The sequence below is a fragment of the Marichromatium bheemlicum genome (genome assembly GCF_012276755.1).
Taxonomy (GTDB): Bacteria; Pseudomonadota; Gammaproteobacteria; order Chromatiales; family Chromatiaceae; genus Marichromatium; species Marichromatium bheemlicum.
In genome coordinates this window covers 82,274-94,414 of record NZ_JAAXKX010000014.1, presented here as the reverse complement: position 1 = coordinate 94,414, position 12,141 = coordinate 82,274, and the positions used below count along the sequence as shown (strand labels likewise).

General features: G+C 69.1%; 10 protein-coding genes. All 10 read right to left on the bottom strand.

Annotated features, from left to right (window positions below; all coding sequences use genetic code 11):
* Positions 1-45 precede the first annotated feature (45 nt).
* Entirely contained in the window at positions 46-501 is a 456-nt protein-coding gene (locus HF203_RS10805; RefSeq protein ID WP_168669534.1) for a protein YgfX, read from the bottom strand.
* Between the two features lie 40 nt (positions 502-541).
* Positions 542-823 (bottom strand): FAD assembly factor SdhE, encoded by a 282-nt coding sequence (locus HF203_RS10800; protein ID WP_168669532.1) that lies wholly within the window; start codon positions 821-823, stop codon positions 542-544.
* A gap of 91 nt (positions 824-914) precedes the next feature.
* Positions 915-1,607, bottom strand: a complete 693-nt coding sequence (locus tag HF203_RS10795) for a succinate dehydrogenase iron-sulfur subunit (RefSeq protein ID WP_168669530.1) — start codon at positions 1,605-1,607, stop codon at positions 915-917.
* Positions 1,608-1,731: 124 nt separating this feature from the next.
* On the bottom strand, positions 1,732-3,495 hold the full coding sequence (gene sdhA / locus HF203_RS10790) for a succinate dehydrogenase flavoprotein subunit (protein ID WP_168669528.1): 1,764 nt from the start codon (positions 3,493-3,495) through the stop codon (positions 1,732-1,734).
* 8 nt (positions 3,496-3,503) lie between these two features.
* Positions 3,504-3,848: a succinate dehydrogenase, hydrophobic membrane anchor protein gene (sdhD, locus tag HF203_RS10785; RefSeq protein ID WP_168669526.1), complete on the bottom strand. Its 345-nt coding sequence runs from the start codon at positions 3,846-3,848 to the stop codon at positions 3,504-3,506.
* A complete protein-coding gene (gene sdhC, locus HF203_RS10780; protein WP_168669524.1) occupies positions 3,845-4,228 on the bottom strand; it encodes a succinate dehydrogenase, cytochrome b556 subunit in 384 nt (127 codons plus the stop codon). Before sdhC ends, sdhD begins: the two co-directional genes overlap by 4 nt.
* A 175-nt stretch (positions 4,229-4,403) precedes the next feature.
* Complete coding sequence (locus HF203_RS10775; protein WP_168669522.1) at positions 4,404-5,336, bottom strand: lysylphosphatidylglycerol synthase transmembrane domain-containing protein; 933 nt, start codon at positions 5,334-5,336, stop codon at positions 4,404-4,406.
* Positions 5,336-6,259: a lysophospholipid acyltransferase family protein gene (locus HF203_RS10770; RefSeq protein WP_168669520.1), complete on the bottom strand. Its 924-nt coding sequence runs from the start codon at positions 6,257-6,259 to the stop codon at positions 5,336-5,338. Before HF203_RS10770 ends, HF203_RS10775 begins: the two co-directional genes overlap by 1 nt.
* Complete coding sequence (locus tag HF203_RS10765; protein ID WP_168669518.1) at positions 6,259-10,266, bottom strand: translocation/assembly module TamB domain-containing protein; 4,008 nt, start codon at positions 10,264-10,266, stop codon at positions 6,259-6,261. The genes HF203_RS10770 and HF203_RS10765 overlap by 1 nt, the downstream gene beginning before the upstream one ends.
* On the bottom strand, positions 10,263-12,023 hold the full coding sequence (locus tag HF203_RS10760) for an autotransporter assembly complex protein TamA (RefSeq protein ID WP_343043908.1): 1,761 nt from the start codon (positions 12,021-12,023) through the stop codon (positions 10,263-10,265). The genes HF203_RS10765 and HF203_RS10760 overlap by 4 nt, the downstream gene beginning before the upstream one ends.
* Between the last annotated feature and the right edge of the window lie 118 nt (positions 12,024-12,141).

Here is a 12,141-nt window from a genome sequence, read left to right as displayed (position 1 = left end):
GAATCTCCTTATAGGGCTGAAGTTCTCTCGGGCAGGAGGCGCAGTCTAGCGCACTCCCCCGCCCCGCTCAGCTCGCCCCTGCTGGCGCAGCCGCACCCGCAGACGACGCAGGGTATCGGCATCGAGGGCGTCGGCGAACAGCACCAGGGCACGGCGGCGCAACCAGCCGATGCGCCAGTGCAGCACCACCAAGCCGGGCGCCACGAAGCTCGCCGCACTGAGGCGCGCGTGCAATTCGCGCCCGTCGCGCAACCACAGCCGCCAGCCACCGTCGGCGTCCCAGCGCGCCACCACGATCGACCAGGGCAGTCGAGCATGGACCCGATCGAGCACCGCGACGAGCGCCGCGACCAGGATCAATACGGCCAGGCCCCAGCCCCAGCGACCGAGCGCCGGGGCCAGGCTGGCGGCGAGCAGGTGGGGGACGAGGATCCAGGTGAGCAACCGGCGCGAGCGCCGGGGCCGGATCGAGAGCGATGCAGCGGGGGACGGGGCGGGCATCGGCGGGCTCCGGATGACGGAGCCGACGCCTGCATCGGGATCAGCCGTGATCGGCGCCGCGATAGGCGCTGACCACCGCGCGGATCCGGTGCACCAGGGCGGCGATCTCCGGATCGGGCGCCTCGACGCCCATCATGAACCAGTCGTTGAGGACCTGATCCTGCGCACCGAGCAATCGCTGGAAGGCAGCGCGACCGGCGGCGTCGAGTTCATCGTAGCCGAGTTCGAGAAAGCGGGCGAAGAGGTCGTCGAGTTCCAGCAGACCCCGGCGGCACTGCCAGGCCAATCGCTGACGCTCGAGCGTAGGGGTGGAATCGGTCATGGTCGGGACTCCAGTGGACTGGGGGGATCCGGGACGGGTGCGCCGATCCCGAGGGCGACGACGCCACCGGGACCAGACGCACGCGCACCGATCAGGTCCCCTGATCGAGCATCAGGTCCTTGATGTGACCGATGGCGCGGGTCGGGTTCAGGCCCTTGGGGCAGACCTCGACGCAGTTCATGATGGTGTGACAGCGGAACAGCTTGTAGGGACCGGTGAGGGCGTCGAGCCGCTCCTCGGTGGCCTGGTCGCGACTGTCGGCGAGGAAGCGCCAGGACTGCAACAGCGCCGCCGGGCCGTGGAACTTCTCCGGGTTCCACCAGAACGAGGGACAGGCGGTCGAACAGCAGCCGCAGAGGATGCACTCGTAGAGCCCGTCGAGCTTATCGCGATCGGCCGGCGACTGCAGGATCTCCTGCTCCGGCAGCGGGTCCTTGCGCACCAGATAGGGCTTGACCGCGCGATACTGCTCGTAGAACTGGGTCATGTCGACGACCAGGTCACGGATGATCGGGCGACCCGGCAGCGGACGCACCTTGATCGACTTGCCCAGCTCGGCGACCGGGGTGACGCAGGCCAACATGTTGCGACCGTTGACGTTGACGGCATCCGATCCGCACACCCCCTCACCGCAGGAGTGACGGAAGCTGAAGCTCTCGTCCTGCTTCTTGATCTCCAGCAGGGCATCGCGAAGCATCATGCCCTGGAAGGGCTCGACCTCGAAGTCCTGCATCCACGGCCGTTCGTCGGTGTCCGGATTATAGCGATAGACGCTGATTTTCATGCTCGGTACCTGATGGGGTCGGGGCGGTGCGCGGCGCGCGCGCCACCCCGGCCTGAATGGGGTTCAACCAGGGCCACGGTGCGATCCGGGGACGGACCGCGACCGAGGCCTCGCGCAACGGGGCTCAGTACACCCGTTCCTTCGGCGGGAAGGACTCGACGGTGAGCGGCTTGGTGCGCACCGGCTTGTAGTCCAGACGATCGCCCTCGCGATAGTAGAGGCTGTGCTTGAGCCAGTTCTGGTCGTCACGCTTGGGGAAGTCGGGACGCGAGTGGGCGCCGCGGCTCTCCTGACGCTTGAGCGCGGAGACGGCGATCGCCATACCCACGTCCATCATGTTCTCGAGCTCGAGCGCCTCGATGCGCGCGGTGTTGAACACCTTGGAGTGGTCGTGCAGACGCACCTCGGGCAGGCGTTCACGCAGCTCGCAGAGACGCTCGTAGCCCTCGGTCATGATCTCCTCGGTACGGAACACCCCGGCGTGGTCCTCCATACACTTGCGGAACTCGGCGCGCAGCTTGGACACCGGGATGCCCTCGCCCTTCTGCTCCCAGCGGGTCAGGCGCGACATCGCCTGTTCCAGGCTGGCCGGATCGGTGGTGCGCTGATAGGGGTTCTCGCGCACGTAGTCGATGATGTTCTTGCCCGCCAGGCGGCCGAACACCAGGATGTCGAGCAGCGAGTTGCCACCGAGACGGTTGGCGCCGTGCACCGAGGCACAGGCACACTCACCGGCGGCGTAGAGCCCGGGCACGACCTCCTCGGCACCGTGACCGGCAGGCACCGCCACCCGACCGAAGCGGTCGGTGGGGATACCGCCCATGGCGTAGTGCGCGGTGGGGAAGACCGGGATCGGCTCGCGCACCGGGTCGGCACCGGCGAAGATCTTGCTCGACTCGCGGATGCTCGGCAACCGCTTGGAGATGATCTCCTCGCCGAGATGATCGACCTTGAGCAGCACGTGGTCACCCTTGGGACCACAACCACGTCCCTCCTTGACCTCGGTGACGATGGCGCGCGAGACCACGTCGCGACTGGCGAGGTCCTTGGCGCGCGGGGCGTAGCGCTCCATGAAGCGCTCGCCGTCCTTGTTGATCAGGTAGCCGCCCTCGCCGCGCACCCCCTCGGTGATCAGCATCCCCTTGCCGGCGATGCCGGTGGGATGGAACTGGAAGAATTCCATGTCCATCAGCGGGATGCCGGCACGCAGCGCCATCGCCACGCCGTCACCGGTGTTGATGTGGGCGTTGGAGGTGGTGCGGAACACCTGGCCGAAGCCGCCGGTGGCGAGCAGCGTCGCCTTGGCCTCGATCAGCATCGGCTCGCCGGTCTCGATCTCGAGCACCAGCGCACCACAGATCACGCCCTCGGCATCGCGCACCAGATCGAGCGCGAAGAACTCGTCGAAGAAGTGGGTGTGCGAACGGATGTTCTGCTGATAGAGGGTGTGGAGGATGGCGTGACCGGTGCGGTCGGCCGCGGCACAGGTGCGCGCGGCCTGGTCACCACCGAAGTTCTGGCTCTGACCACCGAAGGGGCGCTGATAGATCTTGCCGTTGTCGAGCCGCGAGAAGGGCACGCCGGCGTGTTCCAGCTCGTAGACGGTGGGGATGGCCTCGCGACACATGAACTCGATGGCATCCTGGTCACCGAGGTAGTCCGACCCCTTGACGGTATCGAACATGTGCCAGTGCCAGGAGTCGGGCATCACGTTGGCCAGCGCGGCGTTGACGCCACCCTGCGCGGCGACGGTGTGCGAGCGGGTCGGGAAGACCTTGGAGACCACGGCGACGCGCACGTCGGCGCTCGCCAGCTGCAGCGCGGCGTTGAGACCGGCGCCCCCGGCCCCGATGATCAGCGCGTCGAAATGGCGTGTTGGGATACTCATGCGTGATCTTACTCCCCGAGACCGGCGGTGAGGATCGCCTTGAAGGCCCACAGGCCCGAGGCGACGAAGACAAAGGCGAACAGGGTCAGCAGTGTGATCCGGGTGCCGAGGTGATGGACATAGTCGATCAGCACGTCGCGGATGCCGACCCAGGCGTGGGCGAGCAACAGCGGCAGGAACAGCAGCCAACCGAGTGCGACCCAGGGGTTGGTGATCCACTCACGCAGCGCGACGTGATCGGTCGGCGCGGCGAAGCTGAAGAACACCAGGACATAGCCCAGGAACAGGGCGAGATAGACGGCGGTGGCACGCTGGATCAGCCAGGCCATCAGGCCAGATGCTTGTCGGCTCATCGGAAGGTCCCTCCCAGTGCAATCACGGCAGCGAGCGCGGCCAGGGCGGCGAGCAGCGCGGTCCAGGCAGTGGCACGCGCCACCGGACGGTCGAGTCCCACGCCCAGGTCGAGCACCAGGAAGCGGATACCGGCGACGAGATGATGGAGCAGACTCCAGATCATCAGCCCCAGCGCCACCTTGACGAACCAGGTATCGAACAGCGCCGCGACGAAGGCGAAGCCCTCGGGCCCGGACAGCGCACGATCGAACAGAAAGGCGGCGACCGGGATCGCCAGGATCATCAGCACCCCACTGATACGATGCAGGATGGAGACGAATGCTGGAATCGGCAGCTTGATCCGCCACAGATCCAGAAAAACAGGTCTAGTGATGTGCATTCTCGAACCTTTGGTGATGCGCAGGGTGCACGCCGATCGTTCGACCACCGGCGTTTGCGCGGTTCCGGAAAGTTGTCAGCAAACGTGAAGAGGTTCCACCTGTGGGTTCGTCGCGGGTCGCGCATCCTGCGCATGATCCGCCACCGCAACTCGGTCGGGGACCGCTTCGGCGTCATCAATCGTTGTCGTCGATAACCGACCTCGGCAACAGTAGCGCGAGCGCCCCGAACAACAAGGTCGCTCCGAGCAAGAACAGGTGCAGGTTCACCGCACCACTCAGCGCCAGCCGTGGCTCCACGCCCAGGGGTACCAGCGCGGCCACGGCGGCGAGCTCATAACTACCACTGCCGGCAATGCCGTGAAACGGCAATACGCTCGAGAGTTCCGCCCCCATCACCCCGGCGAGCACGCGCCAGAAGTCGACCGCCATGAAGTGCTGGAGCACGCCGGCAAAGGCGGCGAACTTCAGCGACCAGCTCGCGGCGGTCCACAGATAGACACGCGCGATCACGCCGAGATCGCGGGGAGCGGCCTCGGCCACCCGCGCCAGGGCACGGCCTGGACGCGAGCGCGGCGCCCAGCGTGCGCCACCACGTCCCACCCAGGCGAGCAATGCGAGTGCGGCCAGCCAACAGCCGGCCAGTCCCCACCAGATCCAGGATGGATGACGCAGTGACAGGATCCACAGCCCGATCAACCCCAGAAAGTGCAGGTCGAGCACGCGGATCCACACCAGCGAGAAGGCGGCCCCGAGGAAATCGTGACCGAAATAGCGCCGCATCAGCCAAGGGAAGACCAGCTCACCGGCGCGCATCGGCAACAGATTATTCGCGACATTGTGCAGCACGCTCAGGCGCAACACCAACACGAAACGCCCTTCGAGGCGTCTAACATAATACTCGTAGACGCGGATCGCGCGCAGCACATAGCTCAATGCCAGCAGCGCGACCAGCCAGATCAGGGTCTGAGGCGGGAAGCTCGCCCAGGGCGCGAGCAGGGTCGACCAGCCCACCGCCAACTCGACCGTCACCAGCAGCGCGGCCAGCAACAGCGCCCCGATCACCCAATCGCGCACCCGCCCGATACGCAACGACACGACGGATTTCATCAGCGTCTGCGCTTACGTCTACGCTTCGGCGGATAGATCGGCGGTTCACCCGGGGGACGGGTCTTGAAGCGCCGGTGTACCCAGAAGTACTGCTCCGGCCTCGCCCGCACCTCGGCCTCGATCACCTGGTTCATGTGCGCGGCATCGGCCTCGCGGTCTCCCGACGGGAAGTCCTCCAGCGGCGGCGCGAAGCGCAGCTCGAGCCCCCTCCCCCAGGGCAGATAGCGCGCGAAGGTGGGGACCACCTGGGCATCGGCCATCGCCGCGAAGCGCCCGAGCATGGGCACGGTCGAGGCGGGCATGCCGCAGAAGGGGACGAACACCCCGTTGCGACCACCGTCCTGGTCGGGGAGATAGAAGAAGGGGATGGCCTCGCGCAGCGCACGGATCAGGCCGCGCAGGTCGTCATGTCGCTCGATCGAACGGCTGCCGTACTGACGCCGGGCGCGGCGCACCTGCCAGTCGATCACCGGGTTGCGGATCTTTTGGTACATGTAGACGCCGGGGTGGACCAGGGCGGTGAAGGCCGCGCCGCCGAGTTCGAGACCGACGAAGTGCGGCACCAGCACGATCGTCGCGCGCCCCTCGGCCACCGCGGTATCGATCCGCTCGCGCCCCTCGATACGCACCAGCCGCTGCAGGCGTTTGCGCGAGATGCCCCAGCCGACACCCTGGCTGAGCGCGGCCACGCCGAGCCAGCCGAAGTGGGCACGCAGCACCCGCTCACGCTCGGCCGGGGTGCGATCGGCGAGACAGAGGGCGAGGTTGCGCCGGGCCACCTCGCGCCGCTCGCGGGCGAGTACGTAACCGAGCCGCCCGGCCAGCGAACCGAGCGCCCAGAGCACAGGAAAGGGAAGACGCCCGAGGGCGTAGATCAGGCCCAGTAACAACCAGCTGGGCCAATGTTTGGGGTGCGCAAGCATCAGTTCTCGAACTTGAAGAAGATATCCGCACCCTGGCTCTCACCGGTCTCGGTCTGTAGCTCGATGCGACGCGAGAGATCGTACCGCAATCTGACCTTGTTCGGCTCATCGCCGAGACCGCTCTCGTATTCCATGTAGACCTTGGGGGCGACATAGGTCCCGACCGCGAGGCCGGTGTCATTGATCTGGTCATTGTCCTGCGGCGCGATGCCGGTGACCAGATACTTGATGATCTCCGACTGACTCATCTCCGGATCGGTATCGGAGAAGAAGGCCAGCCGCGGTTCGCGCAGGGTACCGAGCACACGCACCCCGGCGGAGGTGTCACCGCCCTCGCGCTGCGCCTGGAGCAACAGCCCGGGGTTGGCGATCGCACTCTTGGCATAGATCAGCCGCCCCTGCTCGATGGTCAGCGGCACCCCCAGCTCGGCGCCGAGCCCGAAACCGGCCGAGAAACGATACTGCCCGTCGATGATCTGCAGCTGGCCGTCGCCGAGCATGTCGCGACCGGGCCGCTGGCTCACCCCGAGCGCACCGGCGAGGCGGCCATTGACGCCGAAGGCATCGAGCGTCACCTCGTCACCGAGCACCAGGCGCAGGTCGATGTCGAGCGGATAGGGTGATCCCGCCTCGCTGCCATCGAGCACCACGTCGCCCGAGGGCGAGACCGTACCTGCGGGCACCGAACGTGGGCGGATCCGCGCCTCGGGCACGCGGATCTCACCGCGCAGCCGCGCCCCACTCGTGCCCGCCTCGAGGCGCAGCTCGGGCGAGACCAGGGCGAAGTACTCGGCGGTGTCAGCCACCCTCAGCCGCTCGCCGGCGAGGGTCATCCAGCCATCGAACGCAGCGCCGTCGAGACCGGCCCCGCCGTCGATTTCGAGCAGCCCATCACCGAGTCGAGCGGTGCCGGTGAGCGTAAATCGATCGCGCGAACTCGCCTCCAGTGTCAGCCCCAGGTCGTCGACCTCGAGCCCGACCAGCGGCACCTCGAAGCCGACCCCGGCCAGTCGCACCGTGCCCGCCACCCCGGGCGCGCCCAGGGTGCCGGCGAGCGCGAGACGCCCGCGCAGGGTGCCACGCATCGCAGCGATATCGGGCAACAGGTCGGGAACACGCGAGAAATCGTCGAGATCGACCCGCAATTCACCACCTAGCGATTGATCAGGACGGGCCGGGGCGTCGAGTCGCCAGTCCGACAGACGCACCTCGCCGGCGATAGTGCCGAGCCCGGTCAACGGCAGCTCGAGCCGTGCGGCGAGCGCCCCGGGACCGGCCTCGAGACGCAGCTCGCTGCCCGAGAACTCGACCAGCGCCTCCTCGCCCCGGGTCATCAGGGTACGCAGCCGCCCACCCTCGACCCGGGCCACCAGCCCGCCATCGAGTACCGTCGACTCGGCACGCAGCCGGCCGTCGACGGCGAGCGTCCCGACGAGATCGAGGGTGCCGCCGAGGGCCTGTTCGAGCAGACCGAGATCGAGCCTCAGTCCGTCGATCCCAGCCTCCCAGCCGGTCTCATGGAGCGCCGCGTCAAGACAGCCGCCCGAGCCGCCGCGCTCGCGCAGACACAACGGCCCCACCCCACCCTCGGGCAGGGCCAGGCGCAGCGGCGCCGGGCGCGTCAGCGACCAGTCGCCGAGTGCCTCGCCGGCCACCCGCAGCGCCGCCAGACGCCCATCGTAGCGACCCTCGGCATCGAGACCGCCGGCGAGGCCGAGACGGGCATCGAGCGGCTCACCGGCGAGTTCAGCGGCGAGCCGATGCGCCGCAGTAGTCCCGCTCCCGGTGAGCGTCAACCGCGACCAGGCGCCACCGAGGCTGAGGTCACGGGCGTCGAGCCGGATCTCCAGCGGCGCGGCGGGGTCGAGCCCGAGCGCGCCGTCGAGTTCGAGCCGTGCCACCCCCTGCCCCGCCACTAGCACATCGCGCGCCAGCGCGCGCAGCCTCAGGCGTGGGTCGGCGGCGCTGCCGCCGAGCCGACCGGAGACACGTAGCTGGCCGCGCGCCTCCGGCAGCAGGCTGCCAAGATCGGGCGAATCGAAACCGAGATCGAGCGCCAGTTGGTCGCGCGCCAGAGTGCCGGCGAGGCTGGCGCGGGTCGGCCCGGAGTCGAGCCGCAGCCCGTCGATCCGTAGCGCCTCACCGGCGAGCGCGAGCCTTCCGGCGAGCGCCACCGGGTAACCGCGCAGGGTGCCGGCGATGCGATCGAGCCGGGCATCGAGGCGCAGCCCGTCCGCGTCCAACCCGCCGTCGAGATCGATGGCGCCGTCGAGCCGGCCGCGCCAGGCCGGGGCGAGCACCCCGGGGTCGATCCCGGCAACCCGCACCGTGCCCCGCCAGGTCGTCTCAGGCGCCAGCCTTACCTCGGCCTCGCCACTGACCTGGCCATCGAGGCCGTCGAGGGTGAGCTGCTCGAGCGCGACCCGCTCGGCACTGCCGGTGCCCTCGCCGTGCAGCGCCAGCACCGGCAGCCCGGGCCCCTGAGTGCTCGCCTCCAGCAGGTAGTCGAAGGCCGCGAGGTCACCAGCGCTGGCCAGCGACAGCGCGACCCGATCGTCGAGCCCGTCGATCCACTGCCCCGGGTCCAGGCCCTCGCCGTCGAGCGCCAGACGCCAGCGCAGCGCCGGCACCCAGGCCAGCTCGCCCTCGCCGCTGATCGTCCCGTCGAGCGTCTCCAGACGCAGACTGTCGAGCGCGACCTGGGTCGAACTCCCCTGCCCCGACGCCCGCAGCTCGAGCGCGGGGAAGGACTCCCCCTCGATCGCCGCAGCAAGGCGGTAGGCGAAATCCTCCAGGGTGCCGTCGAGACGCAGCGAGCCCTCGGGGGCGCGCACCAGGGCCGCGCCGCTCAGCGGCCAGCGCAGCCGCGACCAATCGGCCTCGAGCTGCAGCGCCGGCGGCGCCGGGTCGAGCACCACCCGGCCGTTGGCGGCGAGCCGCGCCCCGGAGACCTGCTCGGTGAGCTCGAGCGCACGCAACTCCAGCGCCGGGGCCAGCCAGTCGCCGTCGAGCCGCAGCGCCAGATGACCGAAGTCGGGCAGCTCCGGTGCGCGGGCGTCGAGCTGTCCATCAAGGGTGGCGCGGTCGAGGTCACCGGCACTGCGCAGGCTGGCGGTGAGTTCGACCGCCGGCGCGTCGGGCTGGATGTCGGCCAGACGCACCCCGGCCAGCTCCAGCGTCGCCGACCAGCGCGGCGCCTCCAGCAAGTGCTCGAGGTCGGCCGCAAGCACCGCCTCGACCGTGCCGCTCAGACGCTGCTCGAGGGTGAGCCGGGCGAGATCGCCCCGCGCAAAGCCCTCGCCCCGGAGCGCGATCGCGGGCTCCAGCCCGAGGTGCCAGTCGAGGGCAAGATCGAGCGGATAGTCACCACTCAGGGTCGCCCCACCGGCAGCACTGAGCGCCGCGCGCGGCTCGCTCAGCTCGACCTCCAGCACCTCCAGCGTCAGCGCTCCCCGGGTCAGCGCGGCGCCCAGCTCGGCGCGTTCGAGCACCAGCCAGGGGGCTGTCTCCGGGGCGCGGAGCCGCAGTCGCTCGAGGGTCAGCGAATCGACCTCGACGGCCAGCGGCAGGCTCAGATCGGGCAGGGTCAGCGGCGCCGGGTCGGGCTCCTCCGGGCTCGGGGCGAGCACGAGATCGACCCCGGCGACGGTCAGCGTGCGCACCCGCAGCCGACCGCGCAGTAGCGCGCCGGGCGCCCAATCGAGCCGGGCGTGATCGACGTCGAGACTGATGCCCTCGAGGCGCAACGCCAGCCCGGTGAGATCGAGCGAGCCGAGCACCCGCCCCGCGGCACGCTCGACCTGCACCACCCCGGGGGCGAGGCGCTCGCCCAGCGCAAGCAGGGCGTGCAACCCGCGCTGGGTGCCGAGCAGCCAGCCGAGCAGCAGCACCAGGGCCAGCAGCAACGTCAGCAGCACGAGCAGCAGCCGGCGCGGCCAGCGACGAGGGCGCGGCGCGGGCGGCGTGGACGGCTCGGCGGGCGGCGCGGGCGGGGCGGCGTCGTTCATAGATCGGGACCGATCACGATGTGCAGCCGCGCCGGGGGCCAGCCGCCGTTGTCGTTGTCCTTGCTGAGCGCGAAGGCGAGATCGAGCCGGACCTGACCGATCGGCGAGGCCCAGCGCACCCCCACCCCGGCGCTGTAGGCGAGCTGCTGGTCGTAGTCGGGATCGAAGGCGTTGCCGACATCGGTGAACAGCGCCGCACTCCAGGGGCCGTGGATCTCGCGTTCGAGTTCGAGGCTGCCGACGGCGAGATAGCGCCCGCCGACGGTCTGCCCGTTGACCGGATCGGTCGGGCCCAGGGCATCGTAGTCCCAGCCCCGGACCGAGGCGTCACCACCGGCATAGAAGCGCCGGCTCGCCGGCAGGTCGTCGACCGACTCGGCGAGGGTGGCACCGAGATCGGTGCGGGTGATCAGGCGGTAGCGCTCGGCGAAGCGGCGCACCCACTTGAACTGGATCTGGCCACTCAGATAGGAGTGCTCGGCGAGCACCCCACCGAGGGTACCGAGCAGGGTGTATTTGATGCGATAGCCGCGATTGGTGTTGATCGGATCGTCGGAGACCGTCTTCGACCAAGAGATGTTGGGCACCAGCTCGCTGGTACGCTGCGACGGGCTCTCGTTGAGGGCGACGTCCTCGTAACGGAAATCGAACCCGCCGGTACGCCGCCAGCCGCCGCTGGTGAGCTGCGAGTGGGCGAGCTGTACCGTATGCACCCAGCCCTTGCGGCTGGCCGAGTCATCGTAGACCGACTGTGGCTTGATGGTGAGATAGTCGCGCGTCGGGTCCTGGACCGGGATGCGATAGTCGAGGTTCCACTCCGAGTGGCGCGGCGAGAGGCTCAGCTCGGTGCGGAATTTGTGCCCCCAACGATTGAGATAGCGCCGGCGCCAATCCGCGCTGAAACGCGGCCCGCTGTCGGTGGCGAAGCCGACACCGAGACGGTACTTGTTGGCCTTGTTGCGGGTAGCGATGACCTCGATGGGGATGCGCCCCTGGTCGTCGAGCGCCTCCTTGTGCGGCACGATCTCGACCTCGCTGTAGTATTCGCTGCCGAGCAGTCGGCTCTGCAGCTCGAGCAACAGGTCGGGATCGTAGACCGCCCCCGGGGCAAAGCGCAGATAGCGCCGCAGCAGCCCATCGTCGAGCAGATCCTGGTTGAAGGTCACCTCGCCGAGGTGGTACTGGGGACCGGTGTCGAGATGAAAATGGACCGCCGCGCTGTAGGCCTCGGGGTCGACCAGCACCCGGTGACGAGGCAGCCGGTAGTCGAGATAGCCGTTGGCCGAGGCGGTATAGCGCAGCTCCGACTTGGCGCGCTCGTAGTCGGCGTGCAGCAGCACGTCGCCGCGCTGCATCGGGAAGCGCTCGGGGAAGGCCGGGTCGTCCTCGCCGGGGCCGCGCACCTGGTAGTCGACCACGCCGATGCGCACTGGCTCGCCGGGGCTCACCCGATAGCGCGCCTGCCAGGGACCGGCGGGCGGAGCGGGCTGCTCGAGGGTGGCATCGATCGCGACCCGATACAGACCGAAGGGGGCCAGGGCGTCACGGATCTGCTGCGGGGCGAGGCGGTGCAAGGCCCGCACCCGCGGTAGCTCCAGGCCCGCGCTGCCCTGCTCCTGATAGATATCGAGCAGCGCCAGCACGTTGTCGCGCTGCTTGCCCTCGAGCCCGCTGACCTCGACCTTCAGCTCCAAGGCGAGCGCCGGCAGCACGCAACCGAGCAACGAGAGCGCCAGCCAGGGGCGAAGGCTGCTCACGGGACGCGGGGCGCGGCCGTCGACGGCCTGCCGAACTGGCTGTATCACGATCCACTCTCCCCTTTCTAGAGTCCCGCCGACGTACCGCCAGGCAGCCACTTAGCGGACATCTGTCCGC